Raw genomic sequence first — 18,885 nt, forward strand, 5'->3', positions numbered from 1 at the left:
AGCGGCGTCTCGTGGGTTGCACGAGAAACGCCGCCTTCTCTTTAAAAGGGTACTTTACTTCAACGAAAAGCTCGCATTATCAAAGTTGCCGATATAGGTATACTTCGAGTCCGTCGTACCGGTCAGGACAAGGTAAACATCCTGAACCCCGGTTACAGTCTGCGTCAATGGAGTCGTTGCCGTCGCATAAGTGCTCCAGGAGCCTGCTGCTGTCGGTGGAACCTTCACTTTGCCGATCAACGCTCCACTCACCGAGCCCAGGCGAATCTCTACCTCTGCATCAGGTGAACAGTTGCTGCTATTCCCGGAATATTCAATGGCAAATTGATCGACCCCGGTCGCGCCAAAGTCCATTCCCTTATATGCGAGCCATGCGCCATTGAAGGTGTTCGCCACCTGTTGTCCGCTCTTTCCGCCTTCCGTCTTCAACGGAGAATTCTTGGCCGGATTCAGATCCGTGGACCAGGCATCATAGAGCTCCAGCTCCAGCTTGGCATAATCGCTTCTGATCTTATCGAACGTAAAGCTGTCCAGATTGCCGATATACGGCCGACTGGAATTGGTCGTTCCTATTAGCACGATATAGAGATCCTGCATCCCCTTAACAGAAGTATTCAGCTCAGCCGCAGCAGTTCCGTAAGTTCCCCAACCACTGCCTGTCTGTGTCAGGTTTACGGTTCCGATCAAGGTTCCATTGACTGCCCCAATCCGGATTTCAGCCCTTGCGTCTGCAGGTGCCTTTTCTGCAGGAGCATCATACACCATTTGGATCCGATTCATTCCCGCAGTTCCGAAATCCACGCGGTGGTAGGCCAGCCATGCCCCGCTAAAGGTGTTTTTGACCACGGTACCTCCGTTGCCCGGTTCGGTTCCTAACGGATTTCCATTATTGAAATGCTTGTCCGTCGACCAATCCGTCTTGCTCTCGAACTCAATCGTCAGCTTCCCGTCTTCCGCTTCAAAGTTCGGCGTGTCCGCCGGAGGCTCCGGTTCTATCAAAGGTTCCGGCACATCCGGCTGCTTGACTGGCACCGGTAAAGGCTCCGGAAGCGGTTCTTCTTCCGGCGTCCCCGGATCCGGATTCGGGTTCGGTTCCGGCTGCGGTTCTGCTTGGGACACAATCGGATCAGCCAGCCAGAGCGAATCATAGATATTGCCTTCATATTTATCTACCAGATAAATATTGACCTGATATTTCTTGGCATTTACATTAAAGGCCTGAGTCAGATCGAAATCTCCGGTTTTGACCGGGATCGCACTGGTTACAAACGCTTGCTCGCCGCCATTCATTAGCTGAATTACAGCAACAGCCGAGTCCGTATAAGCCCCCTTCAAATTACCCGTTATATCAACGAGCATATTACCCGAGCGTGTTACTTCGGCATTCAGGTCGAATACATCCCATTTAATATCCGAAGTGTACTCAGCATCTGAAAGCAACGGCTCGCCCGCAGCTACGCCCAGAGCTTCATTTGCCTTTACCCGCACCTGAACCGCACCGATCTCATAAGCGACCGGACCGACTAGCTGCGGATTGGCCGTAGCGGTCATCCAGGTCCGGCCTGCATCTGTGCTGAACTGATAATCAGACGGCTGGCTGAAGCCCGTTATATAAGTCCATCCGAATGAGTTGGCAGTGTCATCCACGACCGGATTTGTCGGAGCAGCAGGCTTCGACAGCTCTCTCACGGCAGCCAGCTTGAAATCAAATGCCACATCCGAGCTTGTAGCGTTCGACTGATGCACTTCCGCGGCTATGACATTGGTACCCTCTACGAGCAAGGAAGGAGCTACTTGGTAGACGTTCCAATCCCGTTCATCATTCACCGTTGCATTGGCATAAGTGTTATAGTTCACTGTACCGGATGGCATATTCGTCCGAATGATTTCCTGTCCATTCAGGTATATCACCGCACCATCGTCGCGAATCAGAGAAGCGTCCAGCTCGATCAGACCGCCCAGGTCGGCAACTTCAAAGGTCTGACGGAAGTAAGTAGTCGGGTATTTGTTATTGCTGTCCGGTCCATAGCTTACCGTCGTCTTTGCATATCCTTTATTGTCATACCCAAGCGGCGCAGCTCCGGATTTCCAGGTACTATGGTCATAAGCAGGACCTGTCCATCCATTGCCGGCATAGCTTCCCTTGTCAAAATAATTCCATTCCGCTCCTTCAGCAAGCAGCTCCTGCCGGGACAAGCTGCTGTCCACATTTGATCCGTAATCCGTTGTCGGCGGAGCCGTTGAGGCCTTGGCGCCCCAAGCTGTATTCGGCACGGAGGACATTTCGAACTCAAGAGTGCCTCCATTCATAATATCCTCATAGCTGATCCACGCCTGGTCAAAAACCTTGCCATTCAGTTGCGCGGATTGGATAAAGCGATTTTCGCTTGAAACCTGGTTCGCCTTGATCGTAAACGTCTTGCCTCCATCCAGATGCAGCTTCACTTCCGAGAAGATCGGAGACCCGATCAGGAAAGCAGCGTCTCCCGGATTGGCAGGATAGATCCCCAATGCACTATACACGAACCAGGAGGCCATTGCTCCTGCATCATCATCCATCGAAGACAGATAGCCTTCGGGATCGGCCCGGTATATCCGCGATTTCATCGGATAACTATACAGCCCATGGTTATGATATTTCTGGGTTACAACCTCTGTCGTGAACTCGCGCGCATAGTATTGCGTCAAATAAGGATAACCCAAATAGTTAAACAAGTAAGGCGCATCCAGATCCTGCTCATTGACAGCCATATATTCGTCCCGGCTGAAGAAATCCAGCAGTTGCTTGGCCATTTCCGTCTTGCCGCCCATTAATTCGGCCAAGCCGTCCATATCCTGCGAAGCGGACCAGCGATAATGCCACAGATTTCCCTGATAGGCATATTTGTCTACTTGAGCTACATCCCCGCTGCCGACGGTTATACCGTTCGGAGTAAAGAAGCCCACCTTCTTGCCATTCTCATCGACTTGATTCGGGTTCCAGAGATCCTTGTAAGATAAGGCAACTTCCTTGTACTTTTCATATGTCGCATGATCTCCAAGCAGCTCGGCCAACTTCATTGGAAAATAACCGCTCTTTGCCTTTTCAAGCTGACCGGATACCTTGTCTTGATCACCGAAGTTGTCCGCGTCAACTCCCATCCCTTTCATGGCGGTATAGGCATCGAAATCCTGAAAGCCCTTGGCATAGGCATCTAGCAGAACTGCCCCGTTGAACTCGTTGCGTACCGTCGGGCTCGGCCAATACCCATCGCCCCATTGCGTATAGGTGCCGCGAGTCTTGTACAAGTCCGCCAACGATTTCACCATGTTGTTATATTCAGTTGGAGTCAGCACAGAGAACAAGGCATATTTCCGGAAATCATCCCAGGTTGCCCAGCCGTTATAATATTCAAAATCACCGCCCAGCTCGGAAGTCTGCCGAACCGTATTCTCATCTCTCCCCGCCTTAAACGTACCCTCAGAGCTTGTCACATTTTTAGGATGGAGGAAGGTATGATACATTTGCGTGTAAAAAATCTTCTTGTTCTCTTCATCCGCATCTGTGATCTCTACCTTATTTAGCAGGTCACTCCAAGTTCGGCGGATTTCAGCATGCTGGGCATCAAAGCTCCAGCCTGTGATGTCATGATCACGTTCAACCTTTGCCTGCTCGACGCTGATTGGCGACAGACCTACCTTGGCCTGGATCACCTCGCCGCCAGCATTTTGGAAGTTCACCCATACACCGCTGTTGGAACCGCTGCGAACAGGATCGGTTCCTGTTGCATCTCCTTGCCAGGAGGTATATGAATCGAAATCCTGATCGAATTGGATCGCAAAATACATGACATAGTATCCGTTTCCGCATACATTCTTCGATTTGACCATACCGGTTATTTCATTATTGCTTTCCACTTTCAAATTTGCATCGATCATGCCTGCATAGGAATTGGACAGATCGATCAGGACGGAGCCTGTTGCAGCTGTGTCCGGGAAAGTGTAGCGATGAAATCCGACGTTATCGGAAGCCGTAAGCTCCACCTGGACGCCGGAATCAAGTGTCACAGCGTAATACCCGGCAGAAGCCTGCTCGCTCGACTTGTCGTATTTCTGCTTATATTCATTCACATTTTTGGTGAACGTGCGGGTCTCGGGCATCATCAGGATATTGCCGCCGGCTCCGCTGCAGCCTACGCCGCTAAACCGCAGGTGCGAGAAGCCCTTCAGGTTCGTGTCCTGATAATAGTAGCCGCTAAATGCGCCACCGTCGCTGTCGGGCCCAAGCGATACAAGGCCGAACGGCATCGTCGGTCCCGGATTGGTCTGACCGTTGTCTCCGAGCGTATTAATGAACGGATCTACATAGTCAACCGCCTCAAGATTAACGGGCGGATAGGCAGGCGTCTTTCCGGCTTCAACCCCGTACAATTGCAATTCATATAGACGAACGGTATTGGAGTCATACGCTCCCTGGCTAACATAGAACCGGACGTACCTGGCCGAGAACGGTTCAGGCAAGTAGCGGTCAACGATAGCCTGGGCGTTGTTCTGAACGACATCAACGTCTGTCCATGTCGTACCGTCATCACTTTTTTGCAGACGGAAATTTTTTGTATTCCAGAAAGGGGCATTTTTGCTTTCACCAACTGCCGCGTTCATGACAACCCATTCATTTATGGTATAGACCTGTCCCAAATCAAGCCTTAGCCATTTGATTTTGGCACTCGTATTATCGCACCATTTCGTGTCCGTCTTGCCATCGACGGCAAATTTCCCGGCTTCATTGCTGTTGCATTGTCCCGAAGCGGTCACTGCCGCGTTCAAGGCAACATTGCGCGTCGCTTCCCCCTGAATGCTCGCGCCGGACGCTGCCGTTGTTACGGGAGACATCCCGGGGATCAGTGATTCTAACAAACTGAATAACAGCAACAACGTCATGATAATTGCAAAAAACCTTTTATTCATTGCGCTTGGTTCCCCTCCTCGAATCAACCTCTTGAAATGCCTCGCGATCAAAAGATGACTTTTTGAACTGCCTCTCACAGCGAACTACTCTTCAATAGCCGTTCCACCATGACAGCGACTTCTGCCCGAGTCACAGCCTGGCCCGGGTTGAACTTCTTCCCGTCGCCTTGAATCAAGCCATGGCTCCATGCAGTTTCAACCGCTTCCTTGGCCCAATCCGAAATACTTCCGGCATCTGCAAACGCAGGCAGTCCTTGCCCGGATGCTATTAAATGGAAGTGATCCGCCGCACGGTTTAGTGCTACGACTGCCTCCTCGCGGGTAATCTGGTCGTTAGGCCGGAATTTTCCTTCATATCCGGTGATGATGCCAAGCGCAGCCGCATCGGCTACATTTTTGGTATAATAGCGGCCAGCCGGCACGTCTGTGAATACTCCCGCAGCCGCTTGGTCCGTTGGCCGGCTGCCTGAATGATCAAGTGCCCGCATAATCAAGGCGACAAATTCAGCGCGCGTGATGCTGCGTCCCGGGGCATAATGAATATTGTCCACCCCGTTCACAATCTGTTTGGCAGCCAGAGATTTGACCGAAGCCTCTGCCCAATGGCCCACCAAATCAACAAATGTCTTGCTGTATTGCAGGATCGCGTAGTAGGAAAAATGATCCGTAGAGAACGTGAATTGACTGTTCTTCAAGACGCCCGGCACATATTCCACAGATGTTCCGTCCGCATAATAAACACCGGCCAGATCCGCAGAAATAAGCTGCGCTTGTTCACTTGTCAGAGCTATCGTCACTGCAGCCGGTTTATCTAATTGATGAATTTCTTTAGTGCTATCGCCGGAAATCAATTGAATGACTACAGAAAGCACTACACCTGTAGCTGCATAATCCGATTGGGTTTTTAACGAGTTCTCCACCCATGCCTTGGCTTCATTGTTCCAAGCCGCCTGCACTACAATATGGATTCGGGCCGATGAGTCAGCTGTTCCTGGTATAGACCCGGCTGGGAAACGCACCGTCCGATTGCCGGACACAATGATCAAGTCCGTTCCTTGATCGCTTAATTCCTTCAGCGATTTGGCCGGAAATTCCAGCGCCTCCCCGGATTCTGAGGCCGCAGCGGGAAGTTCAACCGTTACGGAGCCATTTGCCTGGCGAGCAGCCTCAGCGAACACATCACGGCCTACAAGATAACGGCCGTCCATAGACAGTTCAGGCTGAATCTTCGCCCCGTTCGCCTGTCCTGCACCGGGCGGAATCTCATCGGAATCCAATACAGGACTGCTATTATTATTGGCAGGCGCTGTTGGTGTCGGGCTCGGAGCTGGGCTCGTACCGGAGCCCTTGGCCGGAATGGTAAACGTCCCGCTCGCAGTCAGGCCGCCATTTCCCGCAATCACCGTATATTGTCCTGCGGGAGCCAAGTCTTCCGCCTGAGGGATTGTAACTGTCTGCGAGTAAGCGCCGCTTACTGCAGGTATCACATCGATATATAAGATGGTTTGATTCGGACTTACAATTTTGACCACAACATCGTCTGATTCATCCGCAACTTCTCCAGAAAGCGTAAGTTGAGCGCCGCGTTGCACTTCCTTCACACTGAGATCCAGTGTAAAGGAAGATGCGGCAAAGACCGAAGCCGGCATAAGCATAATCATTAATGCCAGAATCGCCGCCAAATATTTTCTCACCGTATTGTCCTCCCCTTCAGCCCGTTATTGAAGCACAACCGGTCTTGCCAGTTGGAATGGTACTTCAAGGTTGTAATTAAATTCGTCGAACACGAACACCTTCACGCTGTATTTATTCCCGCTGACGTTAAAATACTGGGAAACATTCAGCTTGCCGTTTTTCAGCGGTATGGCGTTGATCAGGATCGGCTCGTTCCCGTTCAGCAGCTCAAACACTACATAGACAGGACCCGTGTAATTCTCCAGCTGCTCAATCTCCACATCCACCTGGAGCTGGTCCTCCCTCTTCACCGATCCGGTCAACGCAAACGTATCTCTGAACCCGTTCACCGTAAATGGAAGATCCGAAGCCAGCGGCAAGCCAGCTTCTGTTCCAGACGCAGCGTTTCCTTTCACGCGTACCAGAACTGTACCGGCAGGATAGTCATGATCACCTACCGGCTGCGGATTTGACGTCACCGTCCGCCACGTGATGCCTTCATCTACGCTGTATTCGTAGTCAGACAGCTCGGCATAACCCGGCACCGTCTTCCAGCCGAAGGTGTTGCGAGCATCATCCACCGCAGGATGGGTCGGCGCAGACGGCGCACCGCCTTGCAGAACTGCCGTCCGGATCTCTGAATTGTCCCGCTTGTCCACAGCTCTGACTGCAAATTCATAGGTTACGGAGAAGTCCAGCTTTTCGATCTCAACCTGGTAGTCGGTTTGTCCCGTTACAACAGGTACATAAACGCTCCAATTCGGTCCCAGTCTCCCGCTCGTCTCATAGACCCGGAAGCCGCGAATGAGATCATCCGCAGAGTTATCGGCAGGCTGTGTCCAGGATAATACCGCCCCTCCCTTCTCCGTCTTATCGATAGACAGTTCTTCTACCGGATTGGGTTTGACGCTGTTTTGCACAATCGTATAGCTGTCGAACGGATCATCTTCTCCGGAAATATACGTATGGATCGTCAGGCTGTCCTCCGTAATTTGAACCCCCGAATAGATCGGTTTATACGGCTGCTGATAAACGGCGGCAAACGACTTGTCCGCGTTCGCGTTAATTCCATAATATTTTCGGCCCGGCGAGTTGTTGATCATATATAGCGTTCCGTCCGGATTAATCACTTGGCCGTTCGTATCGGTAGTCACATTAGCTACGGGCTGATTGTTATACATCTGATAGGATCTCATAAAGACATGGTCATGTCCTTGAAGGACCACATCGATCCCGAGCTCATCCAGCACAGGGTATAGCTTTTGCCGCAGCTCCTTGATATCCGTATCGTTAGCATGATTGCCTACCGAATAAATCGCTTTATGGAAAGCAACAATCTTCCACTTCTTATCTGTTTGAGCCACTTCTTTACGAAGCCACTCGATTTGCTTGTTGAATGAATTGGTCTGTGCGTCATCCCAAGGGATGTCCCCTGTATTCAGCACCATAATATGCGCAGGACCATAGTCAAAGGAGTATACGGTTCCTCTTGGCTTGGGATCTGTATACGAATCATCGGGCAAATTAAAATGATAGAAGAAATTGTTATTGTTCGGCCCTTCATGGTTGCCGATTGTTGCCATTACCGGCAGATTCATCAACATATCCTGCGGTTGTCCAAAATAATCGCTCCACTGACCCTCATTCGCTCCGGCATCCACCAAATCACCGGGCATAACCAGAAATCTCGCGTCCGGATAATCGTCCAGGGCGCTTCGAAGTGATTCGGCCCAGACGCGGTAATCCTCGGTGTTCGCGCCTTGGGAGTCCGTCATATACAAAAATTCGAACTCCGTCTCGTCCTCGCCTTCGGTCGTAAAGTGACCGTCCGTGCTCCAATTTCCGTCACTGCCTACCCGGTATTTATAAGCCGTTCCCGGGGCAAGGCCGGATGCTATTGCTTTATGGCTGATATAAGTACCTGTCGTGCTGCCCAGGTTCAAGTTCTTCAAGACCAGCGTATCTTCCGGTGCACCGGTAAAGCGGAGCACTGCTGCCGAGTTAAAGCTTTGATCTGCAGGAACTACCTCGACAATACTGTCCAGAATATTTCCCGGGGCATGATCCGGAGCCTCATAGGAGGTATACCAGGCAAAGGAACGAGCCGTCTTCGCGTCACCATACAGGGACATCACGATATCCTTTGGCGAGTAGTCCACAGCTTCCGATTGATTGACCGGACTAAAGGTAAATTCACTTATGCTTTTGCCGCTATTGAACTTCAGTGGGGCTTGTCCATCATATGTGATAGTTACGATCTCTTTAGGCTTGACTGTATTCTCGAGCTTCAGTTGGAGCATGGAAGGGTCGTTTGCCGGCGCCGCATCTTCAACCTTCAGCTCCTGATCCCCCACTTTTGCTGTAAGACGATCCTTGAGGCCGGAAGGAAGTACATCCAGTTCCTCCATGAACTGCAAGGATACGGTCTGACCGTTCGCCTCCAAGGTGCCTGCGGTAGGGCCGGTATAAGCTTCAGGCAAATAAAACGCGGTTGCCGGAACAATCTCCTTCACCATCGTTGGAGTGGACCAGCGCAAGTATAAGTTCGAACCGCCGAAATCTTCGAAATAGTCCACTTTGAAGCTATATTTCACTCCGCTTTGCAAATTCACCGGCTGGCTGATTTGTTCTGCATCCCAATCATTTTCCCAGTGATTGATCACAAGCTGATTATCGATCCATAAGCGGAATCCGTTGTCCCCGATCATGTAAAAGGTATAGTCATTCGTTTCCGGCACTGTAATTTGCCCAGTCCAGGAGATGTTGGCATTATCCTGTTGGCCGACCCAGGTCTGAAGAATCGGGTCCAGATTCGTGAAGTGGATTTGCGGATCAATAATTGTTGATTTGTGTTCGCCAAAATTAAACGGCGTGCCTGTGTTTGTGTAATATTTCCCCAGCAGACCTTGATTCTTCGCAATGACAGGAGGGGCAATATCGGAGCTGTTTAATTCCATGGAAAAAAATAAATCCGAGCTATCGCCCCGTTGTTGATGAACCTCTGCTGAAATTACGTTCTTCCCGTCAACCAGCAGGGAAGGATCAATATCGAAATGCAACTCCTCACGCTCATCGCCTACCGCATCCGGAGCAAGCGTAGTGTAAGTAATGGTCCCGTTCGGCAAATTCGTGCGGTATACTTCCTGACCGTTCAGATAGACCACTGCGCCATCGTCACGGATCAATACAGCGGAGAGCTGCTTAATGTCGTCCGCATTGGCAATCTGAAATTCCTTGCGGAAATAGGTCGTAATATATTTTTTGCTGCTGTCCGAGCCATAATCGATAACGGTAGCCGGCTGCGGCTTGCTGCTGCTGGCGTATCCGAAGGAGCCTGGAGCTAACTTCCACTGGCTGTCGTCAAAGTTAACAGCGGACCAGGCCGTTCCTTGATTCGAGCCGTTGTCCAGATAAGTCCATTCACTGTGATGTGCGATCAATTGGCCTGCTGCCAAAGCCGCCACGGTCTTCGGCATGGTCACCATGATTTGAGCAGATGCGGTATGCCCACCGTCTACTGAAGCGACCGTCAGTTCCGTGGTCCCCGGCGATATTGCCGTAACCAGGCCGTCAACACTCACCTCTGCGACAGAAGGGTCTGCCATGGACCAGGAATAGCCTCGCTCATCCGCATTATTTGGTGCAATGCTTGCCCGAAGTAACTCCGATTCCCCAACCTCAAGCTCCAGCCTTGACTTGTCCAGTGAAATTCCGGTTACCGGAATGGTATCTGCCGGGATATTCCCGAGCGTTCCGTAAGCCTCGAACTCATAAATGCTTGCCTGATAATAACCATTATCGTTAATCTCACCAGGGTTCGTAATATTCAATTTGAAATAGCGGGCCGTAACCGGCACATTCAGTTCATGCTCTGTCACGCCGTAAGTGTTGTCTGTCACCGTAACCACATTGCTCCAATGAATCTCGTCAGAGCTGGCTTCAATCGTAAAATTGCGGGTATTATACTCCTCTGGCTCCCCCGCCGCACCGGCATGGTACAGCACGAACTTGTGAACCGTTGCTTCGCCGCCCGCATCCACCTCTAACCAGTAAGGGTTGCTCCGCTCAGGTAACAGCGCATCCCCCTCATATGACCATTTCTTATCAGCAGCTTCCCCGTCAATAGCATTGGCCGCTGAATAGCTCTGCGAAATCTCCCCGTTAGCCGTGGCCGTAGCAGCCGCGCCGGCGAACACATTGACGTCGCCGGGCTGCGCCACTGCCGGCTGAACCGGAACATACCCCGTTGAGAACAACGAGGTGATAAGCATTATTACTGCTAGAACCCGACTTGTAAGCGCAATCCTGCTCTTCACTCCTAAATTCCCTCCTAGACAAAGTAATGATGACCTAAAGAATGATAAGTTTTTAGTCCGGTTCAAACAATACATCGATCGTAAAGGGAGTATTAAAGTTACGTAAAATTTTCAATAAGGGAGAAGGATGCAACGATATGCAAACAAGGGGATTAATCAGAAGGATTTTATGTATAACAAATAACAAAAAACTCCTGAATCTCCACGAGGGAAACTCAAGAGCTTATTCATTGTAGTTGGTGCGGTCGAGAGGACTCGAACCTCCACGGGGGGTTAGCCCACACGGACCTGAACCGTGCGCGTCTGCCAATTCCGCCACGACCGCATGTAGTAAATATTCTAAATTTACTGCAACAAAAATATGTTACCACGATCAGAGAAGCAAGTCAATGAGTAATTTAAGGGCTGTGGTCCCTACATGGAAGCATTTGTACGTTTATTCGTACAAAATTAGCCCCTCCCGGTCATAACTAAAGGTGTTTGTACGATATTCCATAAGAAAAGTCGGCAGCATCCACAGATCTGTCCGATCCCGAGAACCTGATCAGCGAGATTTCGATCTTGTTTGCCTGCTTAACCTTTTAGCTATACAATTATCTTAATCATTAATTACTTGGGTGAAAGCGAGGAAATACCCGATGAGAGAAATCTTTATTCATCCGGATAATCTGCCCCTATTTGAAGCACTCGCATCGGATACCCGGTTGAAGATCGTTGAAATTTTACTGCAAGGCTCTAAGAATATTAAGGAACTCGCTGAGCAATTAGGGCTATCCTCCGCTATTGTAACCAAGCACATCCAGAAGCTGGAGGAAGGCGGGATTGTAAGCTGTGAAGCGATTCCTGCCAAGCGGGGCATGCAGAAGCAATGCCGCTTGGTGAATGACGAATATCTGCTAAGATATTTATCCCACTCTACAAATAAACCTACGTTGCCTGCATCCAATCAATATACCGTGTCCATTCCAATCGGGCAATATTCCTCTTATCAAGTCAGGCCGACCTGTGGCCTTGCCTCCGAGCATAAGCTGATCGGCATGCGGGACGATCCCCGCTATTTTGCCGAGCCTGAATGCGCCAAGGCTCAGCATTTATGGTATTCCAGCGGCTTTGTGGAATATCGGATTCCCAACTATATGACCGCAGCCGAACAAATCAGCAGCATATCCATTTCCTTGGAGATCGCTTCCGAGGCTCCGGGCTATGAAGAGCACTGGCCATCTGACATCACATTTTCGTTGAATGGATATCCGCTCTGCATCTGGACCTCTCCCGGCGACTTCGGAGAGCAGCGCGGGAGGCTGACTCCTTCCTGGTGGGGAGCGGGAAATACCCAATACGGCCTGCTTAAAACGCTGCTTGTCAACGGAGAAGGCACCTTCATAGACGGTGTGCGGATGTCCGGTATGCGGGTGAATGAGCTGGGCCTTGTCCGGTCAGAGGATATTCTGTTTCGGATCAGCTCTCTGCCAGAGGCCCGCCATCCGGGCGGAGTCAGCCTCTTTGGCAGAGCCTTCGGCAATTACGAGCAGGATATCGAAGTGATTATTACTACCTAAAATAAATAAAGAAGGCAGGATTACACCCACTGCCTTCTTTGTTTATTTTATAAGCCCAGCTCGGTTAGCTGCAGGTGCTCAATTATTGCGTTGCCAGTGAGCAGAATACCTGGCTCCCCTTGTGTTAGAGGTGCTGTGCCGAAGTAGACAATGTCACGGTCCATCCGCAGCATAAGCTTTCCCCCTCGGAAGACGGAGCTTAAAGTGTGGGACCGGCTCCAATCGAACTGTCCGGGAAGCTGACGCGTCTCAAGGGTTGACTCTTCACCGTTCATCTGCCGTACAACCCGTAGTGTATTCGAGGTGTGATCCAATACAAGAGCAATATAGCTGCCTGCGGATTCATACCATCCGTAAATCCCAACCTCCCGGCTTCGGTTGCCCGGCGTGATATCAAGCAGGAACTGATAGAAGGGCCCGCTATTTGCAGGCAATTCAACAAGCCACTCCGAACGGGAAGCAGGACTGTTGCCCAGCATTTGCTCCGTATGGCAGGCAAGCTGCCCTTTACCATGGATACGGCGGACATGATTCGCTGCTCCGGCGGCCAGCGAACCCTTGAATTCCAGATGCCGGGTAATCTCCACACTATAGTAGTTAGCCGAGGTAAATTTCGTATACAGGCCGGCATAGCCCTCACGAATCGGAAAAGAAGCTTCCAGCATCTTCACATCATCCAGCCAGACAGCATAACGATCTCCTGCCTGCTCAATACGCAGAAGATGGCTTGCCTCAAAATTAAACCCGGCAGGAAGCGATTTGCTTGCCTCCGGCAGCTTGACGCCTCGAACAACAGCATATAACCGAAGCTGTTTCTGTCCTACGTCCAGCAAACAGGCCGTATAGCTGCCGTCTTCCTGATAGCAAGGAATTACGCCATACAATCCCCCACGATGATCATGGTTCCAGGACAGGTATATCTCCATCCGCTTGGCTCCGAACTGCTCTGCAGTCAAAAGCGCTGCTTCGCCGCTTCGTTCCCTTTGGCTTAATACACCTTGGGCAACCTGCCACTCCCCGCCCTCCGTCGTCCAGCGGGCTTCTAATCCCTCCTTGTTGAACAGGTCACGCACGGCAGGCGCAGCCGGGGCATCCTGTTCCGTATACGTTGGGCCCGGAATCCACATTTCGTCACCGCTCCAGAGCAGGCGATCACTCCGCATCGTCCGCTGCTCCCTACCAAAGTCCAGCTTATGATTCGCATCCCGCCCGTGATAAAATACCCAGTCATCCACATTGTTCAGACCGCGAACTACCGAATTATGGCCTACGCCCTCTACACCTTCATTTTTACGAAGCAAGGGCTGGTATTCCTGGTCCGACGGGAACTTATTCCAGACCAGTTCATTCAAACCGGCTCCGTCCCGCCCCTCTGCCATAGAATAACCTAGGAAATAATTAGGCCGCACATAGGCATTGCCGCTGTAAATGACATAGTGCTTACCGCCTCTCCGCACATAGCAGGCTCCCTCAATCGTATGCCAGTCACGGCCGTCGCCAAAGCGGTTCTCTTCATATACTTCTTCATCCAGGGTAGGCACCACAACAATCTGCGGCTGACCGGACGGCGTGATCATATCAACCAGCTTATCCGCCAGGATAACTGTGCCCGGACGCTCTGCATCCACTCCCGCATACTCATTGTTCGAATAAAACAAATAATAATCGCCCTGTTCATCCTTCACCACATGCGCATCGATCGAGAAGGTATCGTACAGCGTTCTGCGCATCTTATATGGGCCTTCCGGCCGATCGGCTTCAGCTACGAGCAGACGCTGCAAATGGACATCATCCGCCTCCTCCGGCATGGAGGACACATACATATAGAACTTGCCGTTCTCATACACAACCGCCGGTGCCCAGTACCCTTTCCTGTCCTCAAGCTGAAATGCATACCCAAGGTGAGTCCAATTCACCATGTTGGTGGAATGCAGGACAAGCACCCCTTTGATTCCCGTTGCAAAAGCGTAATATTCACCTTGATGCTTCAGCACATACGGATCGGGATGAACCTTGGACTGGGCACCGTCAGAGCCATTTCCAGGAGTGAGCTTAAGCGGATTCACAAAGGTGCTGTCAGAGAGCACCGGTAAGAAGGCTGATTTTTTCTGGAACATAATCAATAATCACCTCAAGCTGGATTTATATTAATGTTTTAGTTAATTAATAAATGAATACATTCATTAAACAGTTTAACCCTCAAGCTCTATTCTTCGCAACCCTTCTTCACATAAATTTGCAACACTTATCCCTCCCTTGTAAAAAAACACCTCCAAGGTTGCTCCATATCTTACGACATGGTTGCATTCTCTTGAAGGTGTTCTAAATTTGTCTCATGCTATCAGGTCAGTCCCGCCAGATTTCTCCTAATGAGACACTTGAACAATGGTACTGTTCTTGTGCTCTCCATCCCAATTGCTATAAGCCAGCTTGTCACCCGACGGACTCCAGGAGGTTATGGCATATTCGGCATTGTCCCCAATCTTGAGCGACTCTCCTGTAGCGAGATCCAGAAGAAAGATCCCCTTCGAGGATGGATCGGCATTCTCTGTCAACTGGTAGGCAATCAACGTTTGATCTGGTGAGATCGATACCCCGCTGATCTCCGTGCCTTCAGCCAGCTTCTTGTAGTTCTCTCCATTCCGGTCGCTAAGTCCCATCCTCATCCTGTTGCCGTCATTCAGATATTGTACAACCAGCAGTCCCTTGCCTTCTCCCATGAAAAGCACATCCTGAACCTGCTCCAATTGCGTACTTTCTACCTGTCCATTCGCCGGATCCAACATGACTAGGGTAGGGTTATCACCTGTGCTATAGAAAAGCGTATCCTTCCATTTTCTCACAATCACTACTGGGCCTTCCGTCAACCCATCTATCCCTGTTGCCTTTCCTTGAACGGTTGAGCTGTAGGCTCCTCCACGATAGGATGCACCCACGATCATACCCTCATCCCCCCAGTGAGCGCTCATGGCTACATGGCTGCCCTCCGTCTTTATGGCGAAGGATTCTTTCGTCTCCAGATCCATTACATAGTAAGCCGGATCTCCCAGGGTATATTCCGAATATAACAGGTGCTTCTTATCAGGCGACAAGCGGGCTTCTCCCAGATTTGCACTTTCTTGCTCCTTCAGCAGCTGGAACTGCTCTGTGTCCAGATCCAGTAAATAAAGGCTCTCAGGATAAGAGCCTGCCAATTCCTCCAGCTCAAGCGGCTTCAGAGAATCATTCTCCTTGGCAGCAATCAGCGTATGCTCATCCACCCAATCTGTTAATTCTACCCCTTCATAACGCTGGATCCATTCGACGGATACCCCGGTTCGGTCAAATTTATTGTTCTCCTCTTGCGAATTGTTGGAAGTATTCGATTGATTCGATCGGCCCGGTTCATTCACTGCAGCTCCGTTATCTTCCTGAGCAGCCGAGCAGGCTGAGACTGCTGCTAATATGCTTATCCAAACAAGTGCTTTCTTCATATACATTGTTCTCATTTATTTCCTCCTTCTCCTCCATAATATTAATATTTAACAGAAAAATACAAAACTTAAACGTTTGCTTGTAAAAGAAATCATCTTCAAAGAAAAGAGCCCCGCCGCAGCCGCGGCAGAGCTCTATTTCTAATGGATACATAACCGGTCACTTGGCACAAATCGCATAGATCTTATTAACCGTATTGATGTTTCTTGAAGTCAATCGACTCTTGTAGGCTTTCTTGCCAAGTACCTTTGAACCGAAGTCTGTTCCCGTCGTGGAGCCTTTGGGTACTATCCAGAACGCATCTCTGCCCACGGGAATGAATCGTTCTCCAGGTGCCTTGGGAACAGAAGCGAATAGCTCACTTAACTCGGAGACGACCTCTGCCTGATCACAGAACAGACAGTAATGATGGAATTCGTCAGGAGCCTCAACGGCGGAAGCGGAGGCGGAGGCGGCCGCAACGATATCTCCAATTTCATCTCCTGTTCTTAAGAATAAATGGCAATCATATTGAAACTCCTTGCCTAATGCCTGTGCAATCTCGGCGATTTCCAACTCTCCGAAGGCTTCAGAAGCATCCAGCGTCAGAATGATATTTCCCGTTGCCAGAATGGTTTGAACATCGGGATAGCCAAGACCGACCAATGCCTCCTTTAAATCCTTCATCTTGATCGAAACACCGTTCACATTAATGCCTCTCATGAGCAATACATATTTATTTGTCATATGCATCATAACCCTACTAGTTCAACGCTTGAACGAGCAAGGAGACGATCTCGCCGCGTGAAAGCGTTACAGAGACATCCCCCTCTTGGGCTTCCCCCTTGGTTACCGCTGCTAGAACCTTAGCAACCTCACCAGCAGTCACCTGCTTGGATGGCTCGAAGCTGTCTGCAATCACGCCTTCCAGCAGTCCCGCTTCCTTCAATGCAGCCACTGAAGGTAAGGCCCACCCAGGAATAGCCGCTTCATCCGTGAATCCCGTGACATTCGTCGAAGCCTGAAGCTTCAATGCCCGGCTTACCATCACCGCCAATTCAGCACGAGTAACCTTATTATCCGGACGGAAGGAGCCGTCAGCATATCCATTAATAATACCTGCCGCGGCAGCCTTCTCGATCACAGCAGCATTCGCATGCCCTGAGACATCGCTAAATGCTACAGAGAGAGAAGCCCCTTTCACATCGATAATCCGGCCCTCCGGCTGTACGTTTACCGTACCTACCGAATCCAGATACTCGCGGAATACTTCATAATCAACTAGATTCAATTCATAGAAGCGTCCGGCATTCTTGGCCTGCTTCATAGATTTGTAGAAATCTCCGCCATCGGCCATATATGAATTTGTCGCTACAATATAGTATGCCTTTGGATCAATATCGGAGTAAGAGCCATTCGCCTGCTTGATTTGCACCTGGACGATGCGATTCCCCTCTTGAGTCTTGGCTCCGGTAACAGCATCAATCACATCGCCGGCCTTGGTCGAATCATAATAGAAACGCATGCCCGAGATTTGCGGGAAACGACCTTCTCCGTTCTCCACGCCGCTCACGCCATTTTCCAATGCGGCAACGATCTCTTCACCCGTCATTTTCAGAGCAGAAAGGTTATTACCGAATGGCATCGTCGTTAGCAAATGGCCCAGTGTAATATCTCCAGCCCCGATGGATGCACGAATGCCTCCGCCGTTCTGGATAGTGACATAGCCTGCCACATCGGATTCCTTCACAATACTCATCACTTTAGCTCTCATCCCGTCAGCGACAAGATCACCCAGATTAGTCTCCTGCGTCCGTACATTGTTGCGTTCGCCATCAAGGTCCACTAATGTCTTGCCGATCACCGTCTGCTTCAGTTCCTCCAAAGGCGCCTCATACTCTTTCAGCTTCGCCTCGGATTCAGCATCCCCCTTGATAAGGTACTCACCAGCATCATTTTGAGCATCCAGCGAAATCAGCTTATCCTGCCATTCCGTCAGAACACCATCCCCATCAAAGACTACATCCAACTGACCCAAATACTTGTTGTATTCACCGGTTTGAACGATCAGTGTCGGTTCCCCGTCCGCATGATGGACCTCTGCTTCATTCAATTGTGTGTGGGAATGCCCGCCGACAATGATATCAATGCCTTCTACAGCTTCGGCCAACTCCTGGTCAACCGTATAGCCCAAATGAGATAGCACAACGATTTTGTTGATTCCCTTAGCTTCCAGCGCCTCTACCTGCTTTCTGGCACTCTCGACTTCATCAGCGAATTTAATGTTTTCGCCCGGAGAAGCAAGAACCGCTGACTCAGGTGTGGTCAAGCCGATAATCCCCACCTTTTCACCTTGAATCTCTTTAATAATGGACGGATAAATGTTCCCTGCTTTACCCGGTGCACCGATATCCTTTGTGGCATACGCACTAAGAATGGGCTCCTTGCTGAAATCAATATTCGCGCTCACAAATGGGAATTTCGCCGCCTTCACGAACTCGATCAGTCCCTCCGGACCCTTATCAAATTCATGGTTGCCAAATGTCATGGCATCATAGTTCAGCTTGTTCATGAAGAACAAATCTGCCAGTCCGTTAAACTGATTGAAATAAAGCGTTCCTGAAAATACATCTCCGGCATCAAGCAGCAAGGTGCTGTCATTGCGCACTTCATTGACAGCCGTCACCCGGCGGGCAATGTTGTCCAGATGTGCGTGTGTATCATTCGTATGTAATACCCGAAGCTCAAACTTCTCTGTTGAAGCCGGTGTTTCCGCAGCCTGCGCTGTGCCGAATGCAGCTCCGGACAGCACTCCTGTAGCTACCAATGCAGCAGCCAGCAGCTTGCCGAACGATGTTCTTGCCAAATTCATAGCGTAGATCCCTTCTTTCCATTCGTATTTTGGAACGGTAAATCTACTAATACTATAAATTTAA

Annotated in this window: 8 protein-coding genes and 1 tRNA gene; 1 reads left to right on the forward strand and 8 read right to left on the reverse strand. The window is 50.2% G+C overall.

Features of this window, described 5'->3' with window-relative positions:
* Positions 1–54: 54 nt before the first annotated feature.
* The 4 genes from KQJ23_RS06055 to KQJ23_RS06070 all read right to left on the reverse strand — a co-directional run bounded on the left by KQJ23_RS06055 (position 55) and on the right by KQJ23_RS06070 (position 11,262).
* Positions 55–4,947: a glycoside hydrolase domain-containing protein gene (locus KQJ23_RS06055; RefSeq protein ID WP_216477793.1), complete on the reverse strand. Its 4,893-nt coding sequence runs from the start codon at positions 4,945–4,947 to the stop codon at positions 55–57.
* A 74-nt stretch (positions 4,948–5,021) separates the two neighbouring features.
* Entirely contained in the window at positions 5,022–6,641 is a 1,620-nt protein-coding gene (locus KQJ23_RS06060) for an S-layer homology domain-containing protein (RefSeq protein WP_216477794.1), read from the reverse strand.
* 24 nt (positions 6,642–6,665) lie between these two features.
* Positions 6,666–10,937, reverse strand: coding sequence for a PA14 domain-containing protein (locus KQJ23_RS06065; RefSeq protein WP_216477795.1), 4,272 nt, complete (start codon positions 10,935–10,937; stop codon positions 6,666–6,668).
* A gap of 237 nt (positions 10,938–11,174) precedes the next feature.
* Positions 11,175–11,262, reverse strand: a tRNA-Leu gene (locus KQJ23_RS06070).
* A 313-nt stretch (positions 11,263–11,575) separates the two neighbouring features.
* Here KQJ23_RS06070 and KQJ23_RS06075 point away from each other — a divergent pair.
* The gene (locus KQJ23_RS06075; RefSeq protein WP_216477796.1) at positions 11,576–12,496 is read left to right on the forward strand and encodes an ArsR/SmtB family transcription factor; all 921 of its coding nucleotides are present in this window, start codon (positions 11,576–11,578) and stop codon (positions 12,494–12,496) included.
* A gap of 47 nt (positions 12,497–12,543) precedes the next feature.
* Here the strand turns inward: KQJ23_RS06075 and KQJ23_RS06080 are convergent, their stop codons facing one another.
* From KQJ23_RS06080 to KQJ23_RS06095, 4 genes are all read right to left on the reverse strand, one after another.
* Positions 12,544–14,613, reverse strand: coding sequence for a glycoside hydrolase family 43 protein (locus KQJ23_RS06080; RefSeq protein ID WP_216477798.1), 2,070 nt, complete (start codon positions 14,611–14,613; stop codon positions 12,544–12,546).
* 249 nt (positions 14,614–14,862) lie between these two features.
* The gene (locus tag KQJ23_RS06085; protein WP_216477799.1) at positions 14,863–15,984 is read right to left on the reverse strand and encodes a TolB-like translocation protein; all 1,122 of its coding nucleotides are present in this window, start codon (positions 15,982–15,984) and stop codon (positions 14,863–14,865) included.
* Between the two features lie 145 nt (positions 15,985–16,129).
* Complete coding sequence (locus KQJ23_RS06090) at positions 16,130–16,696, reverse strand: DUF1697 domain-containing protein (RefSeq protein ID WP_216477800.1); 567 nt, start codon at positions 16,694–16,696, stop codon at positions 16,130–16,132.
* 16 nt (positions 16,697–16,712) lie between these two features.
* Positions 16,713–18,821, reverse strand: coding sequence for a 5'-nucleotidase C-terminal domain-containing protein (locus KQJ23_RS06095; protein WP_216477801.1), 2,109 nt, complete (start codon positions 18,819–18,821; stop codon positions 16,713–16,715).
* Between the last annotated feature and the right edge of the window lie 64 nt (positions 18,822–18,885).

The sequence above is a fragment of the Paenibacillus brevis genome (assembly GCF_018919145.1).
GTDB lineage: Bacteria > Bacillota > Bacilli > Paenibacillales > Paenibacillaceae > Fontibacillus > Fontibacillus brevis.